Consider the following 23,084-nt stretch of genomic DNA (forward strand, 5'->3'; position numbering starts at 1 on the left):
ATGCTGGACATATTCGCCGCAAAGTCCTTATCAGCCGCTGAACGCGCTCGCTGACAGTCTAGCCGCAGGGCGCCGCCGAAAAAAAGGAAGCGCCGATGTTTTCCGGGTCGATCCCCGCTCTCGTGACACCGTTCACCGCAGGCGAGGTCGATCTCCCCGCCTTCCGCGACCTCGTCCAATGGCAGATCGCCGAAGGGTCGAGTGGCCTTGTGCCGTGCGGGACGACCGGCGAAGTGGCGACCCTCAGCAGCGACGAGCATGCCGCGGTCGTGCGGGCGACGGTCGAGACGTCGCGCGGCCGGGTGCCTGTCATCGCCGGCTGCGGCAGCTATTCGACCGCCGAGAGCCTCCGGAAGATGAAGGTGGCCAAGGACGTCGGCGCCGACGCAGCCTTGGTCGTCGTGCCCTATTACAACAAGCCGAGCCAGGCCGGAATCGCCGCTCATTTCCGCGCGCTCGCCGAAGGCTGCGACCTCCCGATCGTCGTCTACAACGTGCCCGGTCGCACCGTGGCGGACATCTCGGTCGAGACATTAGCCGAAGTGGCGAAGCTTCCCACCGTGGTCGGCATCAAGGATGCGACCGGCAATCTCGCCCGCGTGACTGCCCAGCGGCTCGCCTGCGGCAACGACTTCTGCCAGCTCTCCGGCAACGACGACATGGCGCTCGGCTTCAACGCCATGGGCGGGGTCGGCTGCATCTCGGTTACCGCCAACGTCGCGCCGGGCCTGTGTGCGCAGTTCCAGGCGGCGACCCTCGCGGGCAAGTGGGATGAAGCCCTCCGCCTTCAGGATCAGTTGTTCCTGCTCCACACCGCCATGTTCGCCGATGCCTCGCCGGGTCCCGCCAAATATGCGCTCGGCCGGGTGCGCAAGGGCTTTCCGCAGGAGCTCCGCCTGCCGCTGACTCCGCCGAGCGACTCGGCGAGGAAGGTGATCGACGAGGCGCTGGAAGCGGCGGGTCTGGCCTAGGCCAGCTCTCCAAGGCCACATTCGCCCAGCAGCGCCGTCCGGGCCTGCTCGACGTCGCGGATGAGGGCCGGCGAGCCCAGCGCCTCGACCGCAATCTCCTCCGGCCAGTAGCGGGCGATCACCTCAGCCAGCCGGTCGAGTTTCCCCTCCTCGACCAGGAAGCGCGGGTCGACCGTCTCTGGCTCGCAAACCACCCGCAACCGCAGGCACGCGGGCCCGCCACCATTGGCCATCGACTGGCGCACATCGACCACGCGCACGTCGCGGATCGCGCCATTGCCAGCGAGGTGCCGCTGCAGCCAGCCCCACACCGACGGAGTCTCGCGCGCCTCCTCGGGCACGATCAGCGTGGTACGGCCATCGGGCGGCGTCACCAGCTGGGCATTGAAGAGATAGGAGCGGATCGCATCGTCGAGGCTGACCTCGGCCGCCGGCACCTCGACATAGTCGAGCTCCGGAAAGCGCTCACCCAGGCTGCCGAGGAAGGCGTCCTTGTCGGCGAACGCCTGCTCGTGGGCGAACAGCACCCGCTCGTTGGCGACCGCCACCACGTCATTGTGGAAGGCGCCGGCGGCGATCGCTTCCTCCGACTGCTGGACGAACAGGGTCCGCTCGGGATCGAGGCCGTGGCGGCGGGCGATGGCCCGGCATGCCTCGACATGCTGGCGGGCGGGGTAGGGGCCGCCCGACACGCCATAGACGAATACTTCCACGCCTGGCTGGTCGTGACGCGCGCACAGTCGCATGTGGTTGGCCGCGCCCTCGTCACCGAAGGTAGGGGGAACCGGCCTGTGCACCGCGAAGACGTTGTTGGCGAAGGCCAGGCGAAGCTGCGCCAGCGTCGCCACCCATTCGTGGCTGCGATGGACCATGGTGCGGAGGTTGGCGACGGTCAGGTGGGTGCGCCCGTCGGCCGTGTCGAAGGCCGGGCTGACGGTCGCCGCATTGGCCGCCCACATCGCGCTGGCGCTCATCGCGTTGGCGAGGAGGGCGGGGCTCGCTTCCTCCGGGCTGGTGCCGAGATCCGTGAGCCATGCCCGCGCCGGCCGCGGCTGGGGAAGGAAGATGCCCTGCACCAGGCCAAGGCGGATGTTAGCCCGCATCTTCTCCAGCCCCTGCAGGGCGGCGGCACGCGGGTGGCTGACCTGTCCAAGGTTGCGGGCCGAAGCGAGATTGCCGAGGCTGAGCCCGCCGTAATTGTGGCTTGGGCCGACGATTCCGTCGAAGTTGATCTCCCGCGCGCTCATCGGGCGACGGCCCAGACCCTGGCGTCCTCGCCGATCTCGAGGAGGTCGGCGGTCTCGCGGCTGATCGCAATCCCCTTGCGGCCGACCTTTCGCACTTCGGCGCGCGCGGCGCGGAAGTTGCGCAGGCGCCCGGTGGCGAGCAGCATCTTGGTCTTGCCCGGCTCGCCGCCAATCTCGACCACCGTCTCTTCAACCGATTCGCGGATGGTGCGGACGTTGTCGGTCGACGCGGTCACCGTCGGGCCGCCATCGAAGATGTCGATGTAGCGGTCGAAGGTCAGCCCTTCTTCCTGCAACATGCGCAGTGCCGCCCGCCCGGAGGGGTGCGGATGGCCCATCACCGCCCGCGCGCTCTCTGGCAGCAGCGAGACGTAGATGGGCGTCTTCGGCATCAGGTCGGCGATGAACTGGGTGCCGTTGACCGCATTGAAGCCGTCAGCCTCGGGGAAGCTCATGTCGAAGAAGCGGCCGGCGAGCGCGTCCCAGAAGGGGGAATTGCCGGCCTCGTCCATGACACCGCGAAGCTCGGCCAGCAGTCGGTCGCCAAAGCGCTGGCGGTGCGCCTTGATGAACAGATAGCGGCTGCGCGCCAGCAGCATGCCCCAGCCGCCCGCGCGAAGCTGCGGATGGAGGAACAGACCGCCGACCTCGCTCGACCCTTCGAGGTCGGTGGTGAGCGTCAGCATCTGGTTGCGGAAGGTCTTGCCGAGTTCCGGGCTCCACTGGGTCAGGGTGGAGAGGTGGTAAGAATAGAAGGCCTGGGTCGAACCGACCTGCCCGAACACTTGGCAGGTTCCGCGGATGATCCCGGCCGCAGGGTCCTCGAGGACGAAGATGAAGCAGTCGTTGCCCTGCACCTCCTCGGTCTTGTCAAAGGCGGCCTCCGACTTGGAGAGCTTCGCGACCAGCGTGCCCTTGTCCGCGGGCAGATTGGTGAAGCCACCGCCGGTAAGCTTGGCCATCTCGTAGATGGCATCGAAATCGTCTGGACGGGCAGGGCGGATGCGGAAGCTCATTCGGCCTCGCTCGCCAGGCGTGCGAGCACCAGCGCCGACAGGGCAGCGCGCTCGCCAAGGGATTGCGGGATCAGATATTCCTCCTCGGAGTGGATGGCGCCGCCGCGCACGCCCATGGTGTCCACCACGGGCACGCCGCAGGCTGCGATATTGTTGCCGTCGCACACCCCCCCAGATGCCTTGCGTCCGATCCTCTGGCCGAGATCGCCGGCGGCCTGCTCGACCATCGCAAACAGGCGCTCGGCGGCAGCGTCGAGGGGCTTGGGCGGACGGCCAAAGCCGCCATGGGCGTGGATCTCGACCTCTCGCGCGGCAGCGACGGCGACGACCAGCCGGGCGATCTCGCCGGCCGCGAACCGCTCGAGCGGAGGATCGCGCGGGCGCAGGTTCACGCGCAGAATGGCGAGATCCGGCACGACATTGTTGGGCGATCCGCCGTCGATCTTCGCGACATTGACCGTGAGCCCGTCGCGGCGGAGCGCTTCCAGCGCCAGCGCCAGCTCGGCGGCGGCGATGATGGCGTTGCGGCCCTGTTCCGGATTGCGCCCGGCGTGGGCGGCGCGGCCACGGATCCGGAAGGAGAAATTGCCCGATCCCGGCCGGGCTCCGGCCAGCGTGCCGTCGGGCAGTGCCGACGGCTCGTAGGTGAGCGCCGCCCGCTTGCCCCGGGCGGCGGCGGCGAGCAGGGCAGCGGACGAGGCCGAGCCCACTTCCTCGTCGGAATTGATCACCACCTCATAGCCCGTGGTGTTCGCCTCCGGGTGTCGCTCGAGCGCGGACAAAGCGGCGATCATCACCGCTATCCCGCCCTTCATGTCGGCGACCCCGGGGCCGTTGACCGTGCCATCGTCCAGCAAGTGCACCGACTGGAAGGGATGATCGGTGCCGTAGACGGTGTCCATGTGCCCGGTCAGCAGCAGCTGGCGCGGCGCTTCGGGCCGGACGACCAGATGGAGATGCTGACCTCGCTGGAGCGCAATCTCGCGGCCGGAGCCATCCATTGCGGTGACTGGCGCCGGATCGACCAGCCGCACGTCACCGGGAAGCACGCTCAGCGCATCGCCCAGCAGACCGGCCATGGTGGCAAGGCCAGGGAGATTGTTCGAGCCACTGTTGACCTCGGCCCAGGCGATCACCTGATCGAGCCTGCACGCCTCGGCCGCCCGCTCCACCAGTTCGCGTTCGACGCTCGAAACTTCCCCCATGGCTAGGCCGCCTTAGCCAAGCGGCGCGGAGAAGGCGAGGGGCGCAAGACTCACAAAAAAAGCCCCGGCGCAGGGGCCGGGGCGATGAGGGCTGGAACGCTTTAGGCTGAGCCGAGGTCAGGCAGGGCTGATTGCAATGACGTCGCCGCCATCCTCGTCGCTGCCGAAGGCCAGCGCCGCCGCGCCACCCAGAACGGCAAGGCCGAACAGCAGCGGGAGGATGCTGAAGCTGTTGGCTCCGGCCGTACCCACCACTGCCGGCGCAGCGCTCTCGGGCGCTGCCGCAGGCGCCGCATCAGTGGCCGGAAGGACACAGCCGCTGGCGCTCTGCGTCGCAGCCGTGCCAGCCGCAGTCGCAGCCGCAGCGCCGCAAAGGGCCTGGCTCGAGGCCGGCGAAGCGAAGGCGGACAGGGCCGCCCACGGGCTGTAGGCGGCGGTACGCGCCTGCACGGCAGCGGCAGCGGGCGCGCTCACCATCATGGTGGCGGCGCCGGCGATCGCCGACAGTCGTGACGTGAAACTGTTCATTGGATGCATTACTCCCGAGTTCGAACCGCAGATGGCGAAAAACTGATCACTTGCCAAGTCCCTTGACCCGCTCAGCCGGTCTTTCGATCGACGTACCAAGGCTTCAGCATCTGCACCGCTGGGGCCGACAGCGGCCGGGCGGCGAGGCGACCGAGGTCGAACTGCTCGTCGAAACGGACACCGAAGCGGTTGCGCTGGGCCCAGCGGATCGAACCGGTGACCGGACCGACCCCGACGATATCGATGGTCATCGAGTTGCCCGGTGTGACCGGCTGGACACACTCCACGAGCGCGCCCATTGCCGAAATGTTGCGCAGGCGCACTTCGACGATGTTCCCGTCGATGGCGATCAGCGCCCGCCGCATCAGCCGCTGGCGCGGCTCGCGGACATATTGGTGTCCGTCGGCCTCGACGACGCTTGCGCGCGCGAGCTTGCTCGACGTCTCGAAGTCGGCCGGCCGGCCGAAGATGTAGCCCTGGATCTGGCTGACTCCGAGGTCGCGCATCAGCTGGAGATCGTCGTGTGTCTCGACGCCTTCGGCCACCGTGTCCATGTTGAGGCTCTCGGCGAGCGTGACGATGGCGCGGATGATGGCGGCGTTGCGGTTCGATCGGGAAGCCGCGCCGCGGACGAAGCTCTGGTCGATCTTGATCTTGTCGAACGGCGCTTTCTTCAGATAGCCGAGCGAGGAGTAGCCGGTACCGAAATCGTCGAGCGCAAGCCTGACGCCGAGCTCCTTCAGGCGGGCGAAGGTCACGTCGGTGACGTCGCTGTCGGCGAGGAACACGCCTTCGGTGATCTCCAGCTCAAGGCGCGCCGGCTTGACCATGCTTGCCTGGAGCGCGGCGCTAATTACGTCGACGATCTTCGGATCATTGAACTGAATCGGCGAAAGGTTGACCGCGACGCGGATGTTCTCCGGCCACGCCCGGGCCGCGGCAAGGGCCTGGTTCAGCACCCACTCGCCAATCGGATTGATCAGCCCGCATTCCTCGGCCAGCGGGATGAACTTCGCCGGTGAGATTGGTCCCTGCTTCGGATGGTTCCAGCGGACCAGCGCCTCGAAGCCGGCCAGTTCCTCGCCAGCGGCGCGGACGATCGGCTGGTACACGACGCACAGCTCGTCGCGCTCGATGGCGCCGCGCAGGTCGTTCTCCAGCATCTGGCGGTTGGTGGCCTCCGAGTGCATCGAATGCTCGTAGAAGCGATGGCGTCCGCGCCCGTCCGCCTTGGCGGCGTAAAGGGCAAGGTCGGCATTGCGGATCATCGAATCCGCGCAGGACCGTCCAGGGTCGCCAATCGCGATGCCGACCGACGCGCCGATGGTCACGCGGTGCCCGTCCAGCATGTAAGGGCGCGACACCTGTTCGATGAGCGTCTTGGCGAGGCTCTCGAGCAGGCCGATGTCGACCGTGCCGGGCAGCACCGCCTTGAACTCGTCGCCACCGAGCCGCCCGATCTGGCCATGCTCGCCCATCACACTCGTCAGCCGCTGCGCCACCTGCTTTAGCAAGGCGTCACCAGCCGGGTGGCCGAGCGTGTCGTTGACGTTCTTGAACCGGTCGAGGTCGATCAGGAAAAGCGCGCAACCCTTCTGCCGGTGCTTGGCGTTGCGTAGCCCCTCGTCGAGCGTCTGGCGCATCATTGCGCGGTTCGGCAATCCGGTCAGCGAGTCAAAGCGGGCAAGGCGGCTGATCTCCTGCTCGCTTCGGCGCTGTTCGGTAAGATCGGTGCCGATGCCGCGGAAGCCGAGGAAGCGCCCGTTGTCGTCGAAGATGGGATTGCCCGACAGCGACCAGTGCACGTCCTGGTCGCTCGCTGGGCGCACCACCACGTCCGAGAAGGGGAATCGGGCCGACAGGTGGAAGCCGAGGGTGCGCTCCTCGCGCAGTGCATCGCCGCTGCCCGTGTCGACGCTCAGAAGGTCGTTGAACTGGCGGCCGAGCAGTGCATCGGGCGTTGTCTTGAAGTCGTCGGCAAGCTGCTGGCTGACATAGGAAAGGGTGCCGGCCGGATTGGTCTCCCAGAACCAGCCGCGACCGCTATTCTCGAATTCCTCGACGAAGTTGAGCGCCTTCTTCGCCTGCCAGTCCAGCGCAAGGCGGCGGCGCGAGCTTGCCAGCATCATGCGCGTGATGACGATCGAATAGAAGGCGCAGGCCATGCCGAGCAGCGGGATCGCCGACTTGATCAAGGGATCGTCGGAAAAGAGGTGAACGCCAATGGTTGCGAGCAGGGCATTGATGATCGCCGCCGACGGCGAACCGATGCTGAGCATCGCCTTGACAGCGAGCCCCGCGCCGAGCGCCAGGGGCAGGAAGCTTGAATCGATGAGCCCGGGATCGGTGACTCTGCCGAACATCATCCACAGGACTCCGGTCGCCGCGAACCATAGCATGACCAGGCGGGAGGTCGTGACCGGGCTGATGCTGAGCTTCCGGCGCATCAACAGCATGGTTCCCGCAGCAAGGTCGAGAGCGATGGCGATGGCTACCGGCAGCAGCGCAAGAAGCAGGTTCTGGCCGCCTTCGGCGCCGCCTCGCATCAGCAGGATGATGCCGACGATGAAATGCGTCGCCGCGAGCAGCCATGGCGCGTAGGCCCACATCGCGATGCGCTTGCTCTGCAGCGTGAAGTCGTCGTCCGTTTCCGGCGGAAGGACGTCGAACGTCATCGCCTCGCGAACGGATACGCGGACGGGCCGACGACCGTCGGCTGGCTGGATGTCCACTCTGGTGCGGCGCATGACTGGTCCTGTGCTCGATCCCCCCGAGCAGGACCAGTTATGCGCAAACGCGTTAACGGATTGTCACATCCGCGCGCTTAACTTGCCATCAACCCTGTTCGGGAAGGAAGTCCGGCACCGACAGGTAGCGCTCGCCCGTGTCATAGTTGAACCCGAGCACCCGCGGATTGGGGCCGAGCTCCGGCAGCTTCTGGGCGACGGCCGACAGGGTCGCGCCCGAACTGATGCCGACCAGCATTCCTTCCTCGCGAGCGGCGCGACGGGCCATTTCCTTGGCATCCTCCGGCGCGACCTGGATCACGCCATCCAGGACCTCGGTATCGAGGTTGGTCGGGATGAATCCGGCACCGATGCCCTGGATCGGGTGGGGCGCGGGCTGGCCGCCGGAAATGACCGGCGACAGCGTCGGCTCGACCGCGAACACCTTGAGGTTCGGCCAGCGCTTCTTGAGCTCGCGGCCGACGGCAGTGATGTGGCCGCCGGTGCCGACACCAGTGACCAGCGCGTCGAAGCCGCGATCGTCGTCACCGAAGTCGGCAAGGATCTCGGGCACGGTGGTGGCGAGATGGACCTCGATATTGGCCGGATTGTCGAACTGCTGCGGCATCCAGGCGCCGGGCGTCTCGGCGACGATCTCCTCGGCGCGCGCGATGGCGCCCTTCATGCCCTTCTCGCGCGGGGTGAGATCGAAGGTGGCGCCGAAGGCGAGCATCAGCCGCCGCCGCTCGATGCTCATGCTCTCCGGCATAACGAGGATCAGCTTGTAGCCCTTGACCGCCGCGACCATCGCCAGGCCCACGCCGGTGTTGCCGCTGGTCGGCTCGACGATGACGCCGCCGGGCTTGAGCTTGCCGTCGCGCTCCGCCGCCTCGATCATCGACACCGCGATGCGATCCTTGATCGAACCTGCCGGATTGGACCGTTCGGACTTGATCCACACTTCGGCCGCCGAGCCGAACAGCCGGTTGATCCGGATGTGCGGGGTGTTTCCGATGGTGGTGAGAATATTGTCGGCCTTCACGCAGGTTTCTCCTCTTGGACTGCTTGGGCGAGCACTTCTGGCGGCGGGTCGAAGGTCTTCGCCCGCCTGAGTTCGGGAAACAGATAGGACCACGCCCCGGCAATACCAATGGCTGCGGCGCCGCCGGCGACCACCGCGCCGACCGGACCGAGCAGCGCGGCGGCAAGGCCGGACTGCAGTTCGCCAAGCTCGTTCGAGGCGCTGATGGCCAGTCCGCTCACCGCCGATACCCGCCCGCGCATCATGTCGGGCGTGTGCAGCTGAACCAGGCTCGAGCGGACGTAGACGCTCAGCATGTCGGCCGCGCCGAGCAGCGCAAGGATGAGAAGGCTGAGCGGCAAGGAGGTGGACAGGCCGAAGAAGATCGTCAGCGCGCCGAAGGCGGCGACGCTCAACAGCATCTTGACCCCGACATTATGCTTCAGCGGCTGCCAGGCAAACCAGCCGGCGACCAGCGCGGCCCCGACCGCCGGCGCGCCGCGCATCAGACCGAGCCCTTCCGTCCCCACCTGGAGGATGTCGCGGGCGAACACCGGAAGCATTGCCGTGGCGCCGCCCAGCAGCACCGCGAACAGATCGAGCGTGATGGCGCCCAGCAGGAAGCGGCGGCGGCGGACGAAGGTCAGGCCTTCGACCATCTGCCGGATGGGATGGGGATGCCCCTGCATCGGCGGTGGCACGATGCGCCGGATCGGGGTGAGCAGCAGCGCCGCCAGGGCCAGGAGGACGGCCGCTGCCCAATAGGGAAGGGGCGCGCCGACAGCATAGAGGAAGCCGCCCAGCGCAGGCCCGGCGACGGACGCCGACTGCCACGCAATGGACGAGAGTGCGATTGCCTTGGGCAGCAGATCGGGCGGGACGATGTTGGGCGCGATCGCCGACATGCTCGGTCCGACGAACACCCGCGCAACACCGTGCATGGCGGCGAGGGTGAACAGCAGGGGCAGGTTCAGCACCTCGTTCCAGGTCGCAAGGCCGAGGCAGAGGGCGACCAGCATGTCAATGCCGTTGGCGATCCGCGCCACCGTCCGCCGCTCAAACCGGTCCGCGGTCCAGCCGGCGACGGGGGTGAGCAAGGCCAGCGGCACGAACTGCACCGCGCCCAGCAGTCCCAGCATCAGCGCGCCGTCGCGGATGCTCATGCCGTAATCGGCGCGCGCGACGTCGTAGACCTGGTAGCCGATGATCACGACCATCCCCATGGTCGCCAGCACCGCGAAGAAGCGCGCGCACCAATAGAGGCGGAAGTCGCGGATCTGCAGCGGAGAGGTTGGGGACATGCTCAAGCGTCCGGGCTCTCGTAAACTGCCCCGGCAAAGTAAAGCCCCTCGGCCGGCGCATTGAGCCCGAGGGCGGCGCGGTCCCTGGCGTCGAGCGCCTGCTTCATCTCGTCCGGCGACCACTGGCCCATACCGACGAGCCCGAGGCAGCCGACCATCGAGCGCACCTGGTGATGGAGGAAGCTTCGCGCCGCGGCATGAACGTGGATCTCGTCGCCGACCCGCTCCAGCGTCAGCCGGTCGAGCGTCTTCACCGGACTGTCCGACTGGCAATGGACCGAGCGGAAGGTGGTGAAATCATGCCGGCCGACGAGGTGGACGGCAGCAGCCTGCATCGCTGCCAGATCGAGCGGCTTGGCAATTCGCCATGCTCGGCCCTTGTCCAGCGTCAACGGTGCGCGTCGATTGGCAATCCGGTAGAGATAGCGCCGCCCGAGGCAAGAAAAACGCGCATGCCAGTCGTCCGCCACGGGCTCGGCCGACAGCACCGCGACCGGCGCCGGGCGGAGCAGCGCGTTCAGCCCTTCCATCAGCCGGACGGGCGCGAGCTCCTTTGCGAGCTCGACATGCACCGGCATCGCCAGCGCATGGACTCCCGCGTCGGTCCGGCCGGCGGCGTGGGCGGTGACCTGCTCTCCGGTCATCTTGTGCGCCGCTTGCTCTAGCGCGCCCTGCACCGATGGCCCATGGTCCTGGCGCTGCCAGCCCATGAACGGCGCGCCGTCCCATTCGAGGATCAGCTTCCAGCGGGTCACGAGAGGATGGTGCCGGCCGGAATGGCGAAACCGCGCAGCAACTCGTCCGTCGGCATCGCCCGGCCACCGGCCCGCTGGACCAGCGACGGCCGCAGCCCGCCGCTTCCGCACGCGATGGTCAGCGCGTCGTCCATGACCGTGCCGGGCGGTGCCGAAATACCATGGACCAGCTCGGCCTCGAGCAGCTTGACCCGCTCGCCACCCGCTTTGAACCAGGCGCCCGGCGCCGGGGCGAAGGCGCGGACCTGGCGCTCGGTGCACGTCGCCGCGCGGCTCCAGTCGATCCGCGCCTCGGCCTTGGCGATCTTCGGCGCCAGCGTGACGCCATCTTTCGGCTGAACGCGCGGCGGGGAAGGGGAGGCCAGCTCCTCCACCATCAGCCGGGCGCCCATATGGGCGAGCTCCGCGGTCAGCCGACCGACATCCTTGGTCCCGACCGGCGTCCGCCCGACCCGCAGCATCGGGCCGGTATCGAGTCCGGCCTCCATCTGCATGATGGTGACCCCCGTCTCCTCGTCGCCGGCAAGGATGGCGCGGTGGATGGGTGCCGCGCCCCGCCAGCGGGGCAGCAGGCTTGCATGAACGTTGAGGCAGCCGCGCGCCGGTGCATCAAGGATCGGCTGCGGCAGTAGCAGCCCATAGGCCGCGACCACCGCCGCATCTGCCTTCACCGCCGCGAACCTCTCCTGCTCTTCCGCACTCCGAAGCCGCTCGGGCGAACGCACCTCCAGCCCAAGCGCTTCCGCACGCAGCTGGACCGCGGTCGGCTGCAGCTTCTTGCCTCTCTGTGCGGGGCGGGGTGGCTGGCAATAAACCGCCGCTATCTCGTGCCCGGCCTCGACTAGGGCATCGAGCGTCGGCACCGCGAAAGCCGGTGATCCCATGAAGATAAGCCGCATGGCGCTGCGCTATGGCGGAAAGCTCCCGCTTTTCCTATCTGCTTGGGGAATGGCCTCCCAGGAAATCGAAGCGCTGGCGAACGCACTGGCCCGGCTGCCCGGGCTCGGCCCCCGGTCGGCCCGCCGCGCCGTGCTTCACCTGATGAAGCGGCGTGAAGGCGCGCTCATGCCCCTGCTCGGCGCGCTGCAGACGGTGGCGGAGAAGCTCGCCACCTGCTCGACCTGCGGCAATGTCGACACGCACGATCCCTGCTCCATCTGCGCCGATCCGCGCCGAGACGAGAAGAGCCTGTGCGTGGTGGAGGAAGTCTCAGACCTGTGGGCGCTCGACCGCTCGCGCCTCTTCCCCGGTCGATTCCACGTGCTCGGCGGCCGGCTGAGCGCGCTCGAAGGCGTCCGGCCCGAGGATCTCGCCATCGACGGCCTGCTTCGGCGAGTCGCGGCCGGCGGGATCGACGAGGTGGTGCTGGCGATGAACGCGACGCTCGAAGGCCAGACCACCGCCCATTATCTCGCCGAGCGGCTGGAGAAGTTCCCGGTTCGCCTGACCCAGCTCGCCCATGGCCTGCCGGTCGGCGGTGAGCTCGACTATCTCGACGAAGGCACGCTGGCGCAGGCGCTCCGGGCGCGGCGCCCGGTCGCCTGACGAGCGGCATGCGCGACCGCGACCTTGTCCGCCTGCACTGGCCGGAATCGCTCCGACCCGCTTTCGACGCGCTCTTCGGGCTCGACGATCGGCTGGCCGACGTGGCGCTCGGCGCCGCCCAGCCGGCGCTTGCCGCGATCAAGCTCGCCTGGTGGCGCGACCAGCTTGCCGTCCTCGATACCCAGCCGCCGCCGCCCGAGCCGGTGCTCCTCAAGGTCGCGTCCGAGCTGATGCCGGCGGGATTAGCCGGTGCCGACTGCGCCGCCCTCGCGGAGGGCTGGATGGCCGCAGTCGCGGAAGAGGCCGACCCGGCGCCGCGCGGGACTGCGCTCTTCGCCTTGCTTGGCCGGCTGCTCGGCCATGAGGCGAGCGGCGGCGAGGCCTTCTCCCGCGCCGACCTCGCGCGCCGCACCGGCGACCCGGCCTGGCTGGCGAAGCTCCCGCCCGTGCCGTCGCCGCGCCCGGCCCGGCCCATTACCCTGCTCGACGCTCTCGGTCGCCGCGACGCCGCCCGCTTCTGGCCGCCCGAGCCCGAAGCAACGCCGGGAAGAAGCTGGACCCTCATCCGCCATCGCCTGACCGGGCGTTGACGGCGGACATAAACTGGCAGACACTTACCGCAGCCGGATCGCATGACACCAGGAGGTCGTCATGACCCGCCTTATTGCCGGCTCCGTCGCTGCCCTTCTGCTATCGTCGGGCGCCGTTCTCTTCTTTACCAGCAAGGCCGCCGAACCGGCCGCGACCGCGCCGCCCATCGCAAGGGCCGCGCCGCTGGTTCCCGCAGCGCTCCCTAGGACCGATTATCGAGCCCCGCCGCTTGCCAGTCCCAAGAGCCGCGAGGAGAAGCGCTTCGCCCGTGCCGATCGGGACGATGACGGGCGGATCACCGCGGCCGAACTGTTCGAGCCGCGCCGGAAGGCGTTCGCCAAGCTCGACAAGGACGGCAACGGCGCGCTCAGCTTCGAGGAATGGGCGGCGAAGACCGTCGACAAGTTCGCCAGCGCCGACGGCGACCGCTCCGGCTGGCTGACGCCGGCCGAATATGCCTCGACCGCACCCCCGCCAGTCAAGCGCAAGGCGGTGTGTTCCTGCTGATTTGCGAATGACTTAGCTGTTGTGTATTATCGGCTACGGGCCTTTTTTCCGGTCCGGAAAGGCCGCCCTTTGCAGTACAAGCGTCTCGCCTACACCAGCCTCGCCGCGCTCGATCTCAGTGTCGACCAGTTGTTCGACATCGGGCAGACCGCCCGTGACTTGAACGCGCTCGATGGTGTGACGGGGCTGCTGCTGTTCAACGGCACGCACTTCCTCCAGTGGGTCGAAGGCGCGCCGGAGACGGTCGACGAGCTGATGGAGCGCCTGCGCCGCGACCAGAGGCACAGCGCTGTCGAGGTGCGCGAGACGCAGCTGGCGAACGACCGGCTGTTCCCGGACTGGTCGATGAAGCTCGTCCGCGTTCGTTCCGAGCTTATCCACGCCCATGACGACGTGCTCCAAGCGCTTCCCGCTGGACTTCCGGACTCCATCCGCGAGCGGATTGCCGGAATGGTCGAACTCATCTCGGTCGAGGTCTGAGCCTTTAGGCGGCGACCGCTTCCGCCGCTTGCCCCGTCTCCGCCAGCCACGCACCGAAGGCGTCGCGCGCGCGGTCGGTGTAGGCCTTCTTGCGATCGGCCTTCCTGAACCGCTCGGCAAGCGGCGGCATCAGCCCGAAATTGACGTTCATCGGTTGAAACGTCTCGGGATTGGCGTCGCCCGTGATGTGGCCGAGCAAGGCGCCGAGCGCCGTCGTGTTCGGCGGCGCAGGAAGGCTCTCCCCGCGTGCTTCGGCCGCGGCGAACCGGGCCGCGATGAGGCCGATGGCTGCGCTCTCGACATAGCCCTCGCAGCCGGTGATCTGACCGGCGAAGCGGATGTTCGGCCGGCTCTTCAGCCGGAGCGAGCGGTCGAGCAGCTCGGGACTGCGGATGAAGCTGTTGCGGTGGATGCCGCCCAGCCGCGCGAACTCGGCCTTCTCCAGCCCCGGAATGGTGCGGAAGATTTCGACCTGCGCCCCGTGGCGGAGCTTGGTCTGGAAGCCGACCATGTTCCACAAGGTGCCGCTCGCATTGTCCTGCCGCAGCTGCACGCAGGCATGGGGCCACCGCCCGGTCCTGGGATCGTCGAGCCCGACGCCTTTCAGCGGCCCGAAGCGGAGCGTCTCCGGCCCACGCTCCGCCATCACCTCGATCGGCATGCAGCCCTCGAAGTAAGGCGTATCCTTCTCCCACTCCTTGAACTCGGTCTTCTCGCCCGCATTCAGCGCGGCGACGAAGGCTTCGTACTGCTCGCGGCTGAGCGGGCAGTTTATGTAATCGTCGCCCCCCTTGCCCCAGCGTGCAGCCTTCCAGGCGACATCCATGTCGATGCTGTCGCCGTGGACGATCGGCGCGATGGCGTCGAAGAAGGCAAGGGCGTCCCTGCCGGTCTCGGCGGCGATCGACTCCGCCAGCGCCGAACCGGTCAGCGGTCCGGTCGCGATGATCGCCGGATGGTCGGGCAGCGCATCCACCCGCTCGCGCACGATGCTGATGTTGGGGTGGCTCTCGAGCGCTTCGGTCACCCGCGCGGCGAAACCCTCGCGGTCTACCGCCAGCGCCGATCCTGCCGGGACCCGCGTCGCGTCGGCGCAACGCATGACCAGCGATCCCATCCGCCGCATTTCCTGGTGCAGCAGCCCGACGCAATTATTCTCCGCATCGTCCGAGCGGAAGCTGTTGGAGCAGACCATCTCGGCCAGCCGGTCGCTCTCGTGCGCCGGGGTCATGTCCCCACCGCCGCGCATCTCGCTAATGCGCACCTTCAGCCCCGCTTCGGCGAGTTGCCACGCGGCTTCCGACCCGGCGAGCCCGCCGCCGATGATGTGAATGTCGTGAGTCATGGCGAGGGCCTGTAGCCGTCTCTGGTGCCACTGCGAAGGTCGAGGCGGCAGATGAGCGCGCTGACCGCTCCACCGGCGGAAAAGGCGAACAGCAATGCCGGTGGGGCTCCCGCCAAAAGCGGCAGCGCGCCGCCGAGCAGGGCTCCGGCGACCATCCAGGCGAGCAAGCTCCTGGCCGCGGGCAGCCGTTCGCACAGCGCCGACAGGATGAGTGTGCCGATGCCAACTCCGGCAAGTCCCGGCAAGAAGCCGACCAAGGCGGCGAGCGCGACGAAGACAGGCACCATGAGCAGGATGTCCGCGTCCGCCCTTATGGGGTCGGGAATGCTCTCCACCATGGCTGCGACACCGATGAAGAAAAGCACTGCGGGTCCCGCCAGGAGGGCGGCAAGAAACATCGATCGGGCGTGAGGATACATCGCGTCCGTCTCCTCGATGTCCGGGGCGGGCGGGTGATCCCTACCACCCACCCGCGGTCGGCAGGGTTCAGGCGGGTACCGCCTCGATGCCCAGCCACTGGTTCACCTTCCGGCCGAACCGGGCGATCGCGCTCATGTTGAAGAAGTGCATGCCGCCAAGGACGAGGACGGCGAGGCCGACCTTGCTCGACAGGAAGCGGATCATCTCCGGCCAGCTGGTCGGCTCGCTGCCGAGGCTCAGCGTCAGGGTGATGAAGCCGATGTTCACCAGATAGAAGCCGACCACCAGCAGGTGGTTGGTCGAATTGGCCAGCTCCTCATTGTGGCCGAAGCATTGGACCAGGAACACCTTGCCGTTCTTCGACAGGGTGCGTGCGACCCAGACGGTGATCCCAAGACTGATCGCGAGGTAGAGGATGTAGGCAATCTCGACCATGATCTGTTTCCTTCTCTTCCAACGTTTCTGTAAGAACCGAAATCAATTGGTAAGCGAACCTGCAATGGGTTGGCCAAGCTCAGCCTTGCGGCGGCTCCTTCCCGCCGCCCGGAATGAAGCGGGCGACCTTGGCGCCGAGCTTCATCAGGGTGATCAGCGTCGGCTTGGGAAGCTTGCGGACCTGCTCGTACCAGTTGCCGAGCGTGCCGATGAACTCGTGCATGCGGGTCACCCGCTCACGCACTTGAGCCGGAGAGGTGGGATCATCCTTGAGCCGGCCGGCCAGTTCCTCGAGCAGGCGGAGCGTCGGGTCGATCTCGCGCCGCTTCCGCTCGGCGGCGATCTTCATCAGCATGTCCCACAGGTCGGTCTCGGCGACGAAATGGTCGCGGCGATCACCCTCGACATGCACCCTCCGAACGATACCATAGCCCTGCAGTTCGCGGACACCGGTCGACACGTTGGAACGGGCGAGGCCAAGCTGGTCGACGATCTCCTCCGCATGGAGCGGCCGGTCCGACAAATAGAGCAGCGCGTGAAGCTGCGCGACCGACCGGTTCACTCCCCATTGCGTTCCCATCTCCCCCCAGTGGAGGATGAAGGCCTTGGCGTCCGGATGATCGACGATTCTCATGACAGACATTTCTGTATCAACAGAAATATCCGAAGACAAGTCGCCGTGAATACGTGTGCAATGGCTGGCCACCCCGCCGCCACCATGCTTCACTTGCACTCATGAAGCGTCTGTTCCTTGCCGCCGCCCTGGCGACCGCCGCCTTCCCTTCAACCGCGCTCGCCGGCCCATACGCACCGAGGGACATGAGCGGCGTGAAGCATCCCGACTGGTCGAAAGATGCGGTCATCTACCAGATCAACACCCGCCAGTTCACGCCGCAAGGGACGTTCAAGGCGGCCGAGCAGCAGCTTCCGCGCCTCAAGGCGATGGGCGTCGACATCCTCTGGATCATGCCCATCCACCCGATCGGCGAGAAGAACCGCAAGGGGACGCTCGGCTCGCCCTACAGCGTGCGCGACTATCGCGCGGTCAATCCGGAATTCGGCACGCTCGCCGACTTCAAGAGCTTCGTCCGCGCTGCCCACGGTCAGGGCATGAAAGTGATCATCGACTGGGTCGCCAATCATAGCGCCTGGGACAATGACCTCGTGACGCAGCACCCCGACTGGTACGACCGCGACTGGAAGGGCAACTTCCGCCCGACGCCGTGGTGGGACTGGTCGGACATCATCGACTTCGACTTCAGCAAGGAGCCGCTTCGCCAGTATATGGCGGAATCGATGCTCTACTGGGTGCGTGAGGCCGACATCGACGGTTTCCGCGCCGACGTCGCTGCCTACGTGCCCCTCGACTTCTGGGAGAAGGTCCGGTCCGAAGCCGACAGGATCAAGCCGGTTTTCATGCTTGGCGAGGCGCAGATGCGCGATCTCCACTACCGCGCCTTCGACGCCACCTACGGCTGGGGCTGGTACAATGCGCTCGCCGACATCGCCAAGGGCAAGGCCGACGCCACCGCCTTGTTCGGTTACTTCAGTGAGAATGAGAGCGCATGGCCGAAGGGCGCCATGCGCATGGTCTATGCCGAGAACCACGACCAGAACGCCTGGCACGGCACCGGCACGGAGACCTTCGGCCCGGCTCTCCGGAACGTCCATGTGCTCGCCTTCGCGGGCGAGGGCATCCCGCTCATCTACAATGGCGAGGAAGCCGGCAATCCGAAGCGCCTTGAGTTCTTCGAGAAGGACCCAATCGCCTGGCGCGAGCATCCGAACCGCGCATTGTTCACCAGGCTCGCCGCGCTCAAGACCCGCAACCGGGCGATGTGGAACGCGCCCTGGGGCGGGCGCATGGTCGGCGTGGTGAACGACAAGCCGCAGAAGGTCTTTTCCTTCCACCGCCAGGCCGGCAGGGCCCGCGTGTTCGGCATCTTCAATTTCTCCGCCGAAGCGCAGACGGTGAGATTCACCGAACGCCTCGCCGACGGCAGCTACCGCGACTTCGACAGCGGTCAGGCGGTCAGGGTCGACGCCGCGACCGCCATGACCCTCGCGCCCTGGAGCTACCGGCTGCTGACGGTGGATTGACCGTTCGCTCCCCTCAAAAGAGAGCGTTCGGCCTTATCGCGCCCCGAACCCCGTCAGCATCGTCTTCAGCGTCTTGAACACGATCAGCAGGTCGAGGAACGGCGAGAAATACTTGATGTAATAGAAGTCGTACTGCAGCTTGTGGTGGATCTGCTCGACCTCGGCGACATGGCCCTGGTTGGTCTGCGCCCAGCCGGTGATGCCGGGCTTCACCACGTGACGGTAGCGATAGAAGGGGATCTCCCCGACATACCAGAGACTGAGCACTTCCGCCTCCGGCCGCGGCCCGATCCAGCTCATTTCGCCCTTCAGGATGTTCCACGCCTGCGGCAGCTCGTCGATGCGGCTCTTGCGCAGGAAGGCGCCCACCCGAGTGATGCGCGGATCGAGGTCGCCGGTCATGGCGGCCTGCCGCGCGTCACCCGTGCTGAGCCCGGGATCGACCCGCATCGTGCGGAACTTGAGGACATGGAAGGGCGTGCCGCGATGGCCGATCCGGCGCTGCCGGAAGAAGACGGGGCCGCCATCGTCGAGCAGGATGGCGATTGCCGCACCCAGCATCACCGGCAGCAACACCGGCAGCGCCGCCAGCGCCACGAAAAAATCGATCACCGTCTTGAGGTGAAAATAGCCGCGCGCCGGCACCAGTGAGCCGAAGCTGTTTTCCGAAAGATGGTCGATCTCGACCCGGCCGGTCAGCGATTCCGCCAGCGGCTTCACCTGGTAGACGATCAGCCCGGTCAGCGCGGCGTCCGCGAGAAAGCCCTCCCATTCGGGTGATAGGTCGGCCGAGAAGTCCGCGACGATCGCGTCGCAGCGGCGGGCAAGTTCGATCGATGGACCGTCCAGCCGGATCCAGTTGATCATTTCCAGCGTCTCGAGCTTCTGCCAGTCGCCGAGCGGCACCACGCCGATCTGCAGGATCGTCCGTCGCTGGACTAGGAAATAGACGAGGTAGAACCAGGCCACGTGCAGGACGAAGCCCGCGATGAAGGCGCTTCGATCATAGGGCAGGCGGGTGAAGAAGAAGAAGGCCAGGACCAGGCCGTGGGCGACCGCGCAGGTCGGCAGGATGACCAGGCTCGACCGGATGCCTGGATAAGGCTCGACGCTGAGGCGGAGCCAGAAGGCCACCACCACTGCGACCACGTTCGCCCAGAAGGCGTTGAAGGTCGACACCCACAGCGCTTCAGGCGTGAAGAACAGTCGCCAGGCGAGCGGAACCACCGCCGCAACCAGCATGGCGCCGAGCAGCTGCACACGCCTGCGGCCGAGCCAGTTCGTCCTGCGGACGTGGGAAATGGGTGATGATTGGAACATGGACCCCCGGCCTTACGCGCCGACCCGGTACTTACAGGCTCCAGACCTTCGCTGTCGACCCGCTTGCCCAGCCCCACAGCCGCTTGAGGTCCGCTACCTGCCCATTGTCCCGGACCAGTGCGAGCAGTTGCTCCTCGGTCCAGCCGCGATAATCGTCATGCGCAACCGCGCCGACGACGAGGTCCACCTTTTCGCCGAGCGTGGCCGGATCGACCAGGGTCAGCCCATATTCGTGCTCCGCCTCGGCCGGGTCGGCGAGCGGGTCGGCGACCCCGACCTCGTGACCCAGCCACTGCAGCCGCCGGACGACGTCGATCACCCGGCTGTTGCGCAGGTCTGGCACATTCTCCTTGAAGGTCAGGCCGAGCACCAGAACCCGCCCGGCGCGGTTCCCCATCTTCTCGTGAAGTCGGTCGGCGACCCAGGCGCCCATGCCGTCGTTGATCTGCCGGCCCGCCAGGATGACATTCGGCTCATGCCCCAGCTCGCGGGCACGGTGGGCGAGGTAATAAGGGTCGACGCCGATGCAATGGCCGCCGACAAGGCCCGGCTCGAACGGCAGGAAGTTCCACTTGGTCCGCGCCGCCGCCAGCACGTCCCAGATGCTGAGGTCGAGCTTGGCGAAGATCTGCGTGATCTCGTTGATGAAGGCGATGTTGATGTCACGCTGCGCATTCTCGATCACCTTGGCCGCTTCGGCCGCCTTGATCGACGCTGCGCGGAAGATGCGGCCGTCATTCATCCGGCCGTAGAGGTCGGCAAGCAGGGCGCTGGTCGCTTCATCCTCGCCCGCCACCACCTTGGTGATCTTGTCGACCGTATGCTCGCGGTCGCCCGGATTGATCCGCTCGGGGCTGTAGCCGAGCCTGAAGTGCGTGCCGCGCCTGAGGCCCGACACGCGCTCCAGCTCCGGCCCGCAGATGTCCTCGGTCACGCCGGGATAGACGGTGCTCTCGTAGACCACGACCGCCGGCCGCGCCGGATCGATCATTCCGGCGACGCTGCGGGTGGCCGAAAGGAGCGGGGAGAGGTCCGGCTGGTTGGACGCGTCGACCGGGGTCGGCACGGTCACGACATAGACGTCCGCCCCGCGCACAGCCGAAGGATCGTCGGTCAGTACCAGCGACGACGCCCCAAGCCGATCCCCGGACAGCTCACGCGTCCGGTCGTGCCCGTCGCGCAGTTCCGCGATCCGCTGGGCGTCGATGTCGAAGCCGATGACCGGCCCATGCTCGGCCAGCGCGACCGCCAGCGGCAGTCCCACATAGCCCAGCCCAACGACCACGATCTTCTGTTCCTGCACGTCTACCCCGTTCCGCTTCACTCTTGACGGAGTGCTCCATAGAGGCCGCTTCCGGACCCGCAACGGCCTTGTTCCGGGTCAGATACGTTTATCTGCAACCCGCTGCACGCTGGAGAGTTTTGCGGTGAAGGGAGGCGGCCACCTTTTTCTCTCGGGGGAGGGACTGCCGATACCTTCATCCGTGAAACAGGGGAGTGCCGCCATGTCCAAGTTCACCACCATCGCCGGAATCGCCACCTTCGCCTTGCTCGCCAGCGGGGCCTCGGCCCAGTGGGTGCCGGGCTCGGAGATCGCCGGCCAGACCGTGCAGGTCGAAACCAACGGCGTCGTCAACAACATCAGCTTCCAGCCGGGCGGCGCGGCCACCATCACCACGCCCAGCGGCAACGTCATCCCGGCAAGCTGGACCGCCAACGCCGGCCAGCTCTGCCTGCGCAGCGGCACGGCGTCGGAATGCTTCCCCTACAGCCAGCCCTTCCAGGCCGGCCAGTCGGTGACCGCCACCTCCAGCTGCGGCGCCACCAGCCGCTGGCTTGCCAACGCCACCAACCAGCCCGCCCAGCCGGCGGCCCGCTCGCTCGGCGAACGGGGCTGATCCTCGCACCTCTCTCCAGGCGAGGTGTCGGCGAAGTGCCGGGAGGTCCGGAGCGCTGCGCTCCGGACCTCCCGGCACTTCGTCATTGCCCTCCTGAGGAGGGCTGCTTCAATCACCGGAACGGCGGCTCGTCGAAGCTCCTCAGCTTCCGGCTGTGCAGCGCGTCGCCTTCCTCGCGCAGCAGGTTCAGCGTCTCGATCCCGATCCTGAGGTGCTGGCTGATCGCCCGCTCGTAGAAGGCATTGGCCTGACCGGGCAGCTTCAGTTCGCCGTGGAGCGGCTTGTCCGACACGCACAGCAGGGTCCCGTAGGGCACGCGGAAGCGATAGCCCTGCGCCGCGACCGTCGCGCTTTCCATGTCGATCCCGACCGCCCTGCTCTGGTTGAAGCGCCGTGCGCTCGCCGTGTAGCGGAGCTCCCAGTTGCGATCGTCGGTGGTGACCACCGTGCCGGTGCGCAACCGCTTCTTCAGCATGTCCTCGTCCTCGCCGGTGACCGTCGCTGCTGCGTTGAACAGGGCCGTCTGCACCTCGGCGATGGGCGGGATCGGGATCTCGACCGGAAGGATGTCGTCGAGCACGTGATCGTCGCGCAGATAGGCGTGGGCGAGCACATAGTCGCCGATCGTCTGGCTTGGCCTCAACCCCCCGCAATGGCCGATCATGAGCCAGACTTCCGGCCGGAGTACCGCGATATGGTCGCAGATGGTCTTGGCGTTGCTCGGCCCGACGCCGATGTTGACCAGGCTGATGCCGTCGTCGCCGTTCGGCCCGACCAGGTGGTAGGCCGGCATTTGGTAGCGCCGCCACGAGCCCGCCGCGATCTCCGCCTCGGCATTCTCCAGCATGCCCCGGTCGTAGCGGCCGCCCGGCACGCTCAGCGCCTGGTAGGGCGACCCTTCCTCGCGCAGTGCATCGGCCGCAAAGCGCACGAACTCATCGACATAGCGGACATAGTTGGTGAACAGGATGAAGCGCTGGAAATGCTCGGTTGGAGTGCCCGTGTAATGGCGCAGCCGGGCCAGGCTGAAGTCGGTGCGCGGCCCGTCGAACAGCGCGAGCGGCCGCGTTGAATGACGGGTCGAATCCCATTCGCCATCGGCAATCTCGTCGCCGATGTGGACCAGTTCGGTGGTCGGAAACCAGCGCGCCAGCTCGGCCGACTGGATACCGCCCAGTTGCAGATCCTCGCCGCCGTCGAGGACATAGGGGTAGGGGATCTCGCTCGCCGACCGGCCGACGCTGATCTCCACGTCATAATCGCGGCACAGATGCTCGAGCTGGGTGCGCAGATACTCGCGGAACAGCTTCGGCCGAGCGATGCTGGCGACATAGATGCCGGGCTGGTTCAGCCGCGCGAAGGCCCGTGCCGGAAGCGGGGGTGGAGTCGCCGGATCATAGTCGATGCGAAGCTCGGGGTAGGCGAAGCAGCCGTCGGCCCGCGCCTGTGCTTCGGGACGAACGCCGTCCCGCACATACGCCATGAGAGCACGGCGCAGATTCTGAACCGACCCGTCGAAGATGGTCTCGAGCTGGTCGAGGATGGTCTCGATATCAGGCATGGCGCCGTGTAGCGAAACTTTGTGACAGGGCAAGGTGGAGCGCTTTTTAACCCTGTCGGAAGAGCGGCACCGAAGCTGGAGCGGGTAGCGGGAATCTGCTCCATTTCCACTA

Annotated in this window: 23 protein-coding genes; 7 read left to right on the top strand and 16 right to left on the bottom strand. The window is 67.1% G+C overall.

The features are described 5' to 3' along the window. Window positions 1-95: 95 nt before the first annotated feature. Entirely contained in the window at window positions 96-971 is an 876-nt protein-coding gene (gene dapA, locus JOY29_RS00470; RefSeq protein WP_300974238.1) for a 4-hydroxy-tetrahydrodipicolinate synthase, read from the top strand. Here dapA and JOY29_RS00475 read toward each other — a convergent pair. The 9 genes from JOY29_RS00475 to fmt form a co-directional block, all read right to left on the bottom strand. After that, window positions 968-2,218 carry an N-succinylarginine dihydrolase gene (locus JOY29_RS00475; RefSeq protein ID WP_300974239.1) on the bottom strand — a complete coding sequence of 417 codons (1,251 nt, stop codon included), beginning with the start codon at window positions 2,216-2,218 and terminating at the stop codon, window positions 968-970. The genes dapA and JOY29_RS00475 overlap by 4 nt on opposite strands. After that, window positions 2,215-3,234, bottom strand: coding sequence for an arginine N-succinyltransferase (locus JOY29_RS00480; RefSeq protein WP_300974240.1), 1,020 nt, complete (start codon window positions 3,232-3,234; stop codon window positions 2,215-2,217). Before JOY29_RS00480 ends, JOY29_RS00475 begins: the two co-directional genes overlap by 4 nt. Next, entirely contained in the window at window positions 3,231-4,439 is a 1,209-nt protein-coding gene (locus tag JOY29_RS00485; protein WP_300974241.1) for a hydrolase, read from the bottom strand. The genes JOY29_RS00480 and JOY29_RS00485 overlap by 4 nt, the downstream gene beginning before the upstream one ends. Before the next feature lie 117 nt (window positions 4,440-4,556). Further along, window positions 4,557-4,967: a hypothetical protein gene (locus JOY29_RS00490; protein WP_300974242.1), complete on the bottom strand. Its 411-nt coding sequence runs from the start codon at window positions 4,965-4,967 to the stop codon at window positions 4,557-4,559. Between the two features lie 71 nt (window positions 4,968-5,038). Then, on the bottom strand, window positions 5,039-7,714 hold the full coding sequence (locus JOY29_RS00495) for an EAL domain-containing protein (protein ID WP_300974243.1): 2,676 nt from the start codon (window positions 7,712-7,714) through the stop codon (window positions 5,039-5,041). Window positions 7,715-7,802: 88 nt separating this feature from the next. Beyond that, window positions 7,803-8,735 (bottom strand): cysteine synthase A, encoded by a 933-nt coding sequence (gene cysK / locus JOY29_RS00500; protein ID WP_300974245.1) that lies wholly within the window; start codon window positions 8,733-8,735, stop codon window positions 7,803-7,805. Then, window positions 8,732-10,015: an MFS transporter gene (locus JOY29_RS00505; RefSeq protein ID WP_300974246.1), complete on the bottom strand. Its 1,284-nt coding sequence runs from the start codon at window positions 10,013-10,015 to the stop codon at window positions 8,732-8,734. The genes cysK and JOY29_RS00505 overlap by 4 nt, the downstream gene beginning before the upstream one ends. Before the next feature lie 2 nt (window positions 10,016-10,017). After that, complete coding sequence (truA, locus tag JOY29_RS00510; RefSeq protein WP_300974247.1) at window positions 10,018-10,770, bottom strand: tRNA pseudouridine(38-40) synthase TruA; 753 nt, start codon at window positions 10,768-10,770, stop codon at window positions 10,018-10,020. Beyond that, entirely contained in the window at window positions 10,767-11,669 is a 903-nt protein-coding gene (gene fmt, locus JOY29_RS00515; RefSeq protein WP_300974248.1) for a methionyl-tRNA formyltransferase, read from the bottom strand. The genes truA and fmt overlap by 4 nt, the downstream gene beginning before the upstream one ends. A gap of 49 nt (window positions 11,670-11,718) precedes the next feature. Here fmt and recR point away from each other — a divergent pair, with 49 nt between their 5' ends. The 4 genes from recR (at window position 11,719) to JOY29_RS00535 (ending at window position 13,893) form a co-directional block, all read left to right on the top strand. Beyond that, entirely contained in the window at window positions 11,719-12,315 is a 597-nt protein-coding gene (recR, locus tag JOY29_RS00520; protein WP_300974249.1) for a recombination mediator RecR, read from the top strand. Between the two features lie 8 nt (window positions 12,316-12,323). Further along, the gene (locus JOY29_RS00525) at window positions 12,324-12,905 is read left to right on the top strand and encodes a hypothetical protein (RefSeq protein ID WP_300974250.1); all 582 of its coding nucleotides are present in this window, start codon (window positions 12,324-12,326) and stop codon (window positions 12,903-12,905) included. Window positions 12,906-12,966: 61 nt separating this feature from the next. Beyond that, window positions 12,967-13,413: an EF-hand domain-containing protein gene (locus JOY29_RS00530; protein ID WP_300974251.1), complete on the top strand. Its 447-nt coding sequence runs from the start codon at window positions 12,967-12,969 to the stop codon at window positions 13,411-13,413. A gap of 69 nt (window positions 13,414-13,482) precedes the next feature. After that, complete coding sequence (locus tag JOY29_RS00535) at window positions 13,483-13,893, top strand: BLUF domain-containing protein (RefSeq protein ID WP_300974252.1); 411 nt, start codon at window positions 13,483-13,485, stop codon at window positions 13,891-13,893. 4 nt (window positions 13,894-13,897) lie between these two features. Here the strand turns inward: JOY29_RS00535 and trmFO are convergent, their stop codons facing one another. From trmFO to JOY29_RS00555, 4 genes are all read right to left on the bottom strand, one after another. After that, the gene (gene trmFO, locus JOY29_RS00540) at window positions 13,898-15,238 is read right to left on the bottom strand and encodes a methylenetetrahydrofolate--tRNA-(uracil(54)-C(5))-methyltransferase (FADH(2)-oxidizing) TrmFO (protein ID WP_300974253.1); all 1,341 of its coding nucleotides are present in this window, start codon (window positions 15,236-15,238) and stop codon (window positions 13,898-13,900) included. Next, window positions 15,235-15,603 (bottom strand): hypothetical protein, encoded by a 369-nt coding sequence (locus tag JOY29_RS00545; protein WP_300974254.1) that lies wholly within the window; start codon window positions 15,601-15,603, stop codon window positions 15,235-15,237. Before JOY29_RS00545 ends, trmFO begins: the two co-directional genes overlap by 4 nt. Before the next feature lie 121 nt (window positions 15,604-15,724). After that, on the bottom strand, window positions 15,725-16,093 hold the full coding sequence (locus JOY29_RS00550) for a hypothetical protein (RefSeq protein WP_300974255.1): 369 nt from the start codon (window positions 16,091-16,093) through the stop codon (window positions 15,725-15,727). Window positions 16,094-16,172: 79 nt separating this feature from the next. Further along, window positions 16,173-16,727 carry a MarR family transcriptional regulator gene (locus JOY29_RS00555; RefSeq protein ID WP_300975561.1) on the bottom strand — a complete coding sequence of 185 codons (555 nt, stop codon included), beginning with the start codon at window positions 16,725-16,727 and terminating at the stop codon, window positions 16,173-16,175. Window positions 16,728-16,828: 101 nt separating this feature from the next. Here JOY29_RS00555 and JOY29_RS00560 point away from each other — a divergent pair, with 101 nt between their 5' ends. Further along, the gene (locus JOY29_RS00560; RefSeq protein ID WP_300974256.1) at window positions 16,829-18,193 is read left to right on the top strand and encodes an alpha-amylase family glycosyl hydrolase; all 1,365 of its coding nucleotides are present in this window, start codon (window positions 16,829-16,831) and stop codon (window positions 18,191-18,193) included. 33 nt (window positions 18,194-18,226) lie between these two features. Here JOY29_RS00560 and JOY29_RS00565 read toward each other — a convergent pair whose 3' ends face one another. Then, on the bottom strand, window positions 18,227-19,513 hold the full coding sequence (locus JOY29_RS00565) for a sugar transferase (protein WP_300974257.1): 1,287 nt from the start codon (window positions 19,511-19,513) through the stop codon (window positions 18,227-18,229). Window positions 19,514-19,544: 31 nt separating this feature from the next. Next, complete coding sequence (locus JOY29_RS00570) at window positions 19,545-20,837, bottom strand: nucleotide sugar dehydrogenase (RefSeq protein WP_300974258.1); 1,293 nt, start codon at window positions 20,835-20,837, stop codon at window positions 19,545-19,547. A 181-nt stretch (window positions 20,838-21,018) separates the two neighbouring features. On the opposite strand from JOY29_RS00570, the gene JOY29_RS00575 reads away from it, so the two are divergent. Beyond that, window positions 21,019-21,411: a hypothetical protein gene (locus JOY29_RS00575; protein WP_300974259.1), complete on the top strand. Its 393-nt coding sequence runs from the start codon at window positions 21,019-21,021 to the stop codon at window positions 21,409-21,411. A gap of 112 nt (window positions 21,412-21,523) precedes the next feature. On the opposite strand, the gene JOY29_RS00580 is transcribed toward JOY29_RS00575, so the two are convergent. Beyond that, entirely contained in the window at window positions 21,524-22,972 is a 1,449-nt protein-coding gene (locus tag JOY29_RS00580) for an AMP nucleosidase (protein WP_300974260.1), read from the bottom strand. Window positions 22,973-23,084: the final 112 nt, after the last annotated feature.

The sequence above is a fragment of the Sphingomonas sp. LHG3406-1 genome, from assembly GCF_029637485.1.
Classification (GTDB): Bacteria; Pseudomonadota; Alphaproteobacteria; order Sphingomonadales; family Sphingomonadaceae; genus Sphingomicrobium.